1 protein-coding gene is annotated in these 1101 nt (G+C 36.7%); it reads left to right on the top strand.

What is annotated here, in order from left to right; all coding sequences use genetic code 11:
* Positions 1-14: 14 nt before the first annotated feature.
* Positions 15-1101, top strand: a 1087-nt coding sequence (locus RT405_RS13060; protein WP_313470253.1) for a DUF4158 domain-containing protein, incomplete at its 3' end; no start/stop codon positions are given.

Genomic DNA, 1101 nt, shown 5'->3' with positions numbered 1-1101 from the left:
TGAGATGATACTGTATGAAAGTTGCGAGAGGTAGAGAATTGCTTACATCGGAACAGCGACAGGTCCTTATGCAAATTCCTGAAGACGAGTGGGTGCTAGGAACCTACTACACTTTTTCCAAACGGGATTTAGAAATTATCAATAAGCGAAGGAGAGAAGAAAACCGTTTAGGGTTCACCGTTCAATTAGCTGTTCTTCGATATCCCGGTTGGCCATACACTCATATCAAAAACATCCCGGATTCAGTCATACATTATATATCAAAACAAATCGGTGCTAGTCCATCCTCGCTAAAGCTTTATCCTCAAAGAGACAATACACTTTGGGATCATTTGAAAGAAATTCGAATTGAATATAAACTAGTAACTTTTACTCTGAAAGAATATAGAATGACATTTAAGCACCTACATCAATTGGCTTTGGAAAATGGTGATGCCATTCATCTACTACATGAATGCATAGATTTTCTAAGAAAAAACAAAATCATACTGCCTGCTATCACTACACTTGAAAGAATAGTGTGGGAAGCAAGGGCAATGGCTGAAAAGAAGCTATTTAACACGGTTAGTCAATCCCTAACAAATGAACAAAAAGAAAAACTTGAAGATATTATTACCTTGCAGCATTCGTCAGAATCCAATAAAACGATATTGGGTTGGTTAAAAGAACCACCGGGACATCCTTCACCCGAAACCTTTTTAAAAGTAATAGAACGACTCGAATACATACGAGGAATGGAATTAGAAACGGTGCAAATTAATCATTTGCACCGCAATCGCCTGTTACAGCTGTCTCGCTTGGGTTCAAGATATGAACCTTATGCATTCCGTGATTTTCAGGAAAATAAACGATATTCAATACTAACCGTCTATTTATTACATCTTAATCAAGATTTGACGGATAAAGCTTTTGAAATTCATGACAGACAAATACTTAGTCTCTTATCAAAAGGTCGTAAGGCTCAAGAGGAAATTCAGAAACTGAACGGTAAAAAGCTGAATGAGAAAGTTATACACTTTACGAACATCGGACAAGCTTTGATCAAAGCAAAACAGGAAAAATTAGACGTTTTTGAGGTTTTAGAATCCGTTATTGAATGGA

It is taken from the genome of Carnobacterium sp., from assembly GCF_032094055.1.
GTDB lineage: Bacteria > Bacillota > Bacilli > Lactobacillales > Carnobacteriaceae > Carnobacterium_A.
This window is presented reverse-complemented; position numbering and strand designations above follow the sequence as displayed.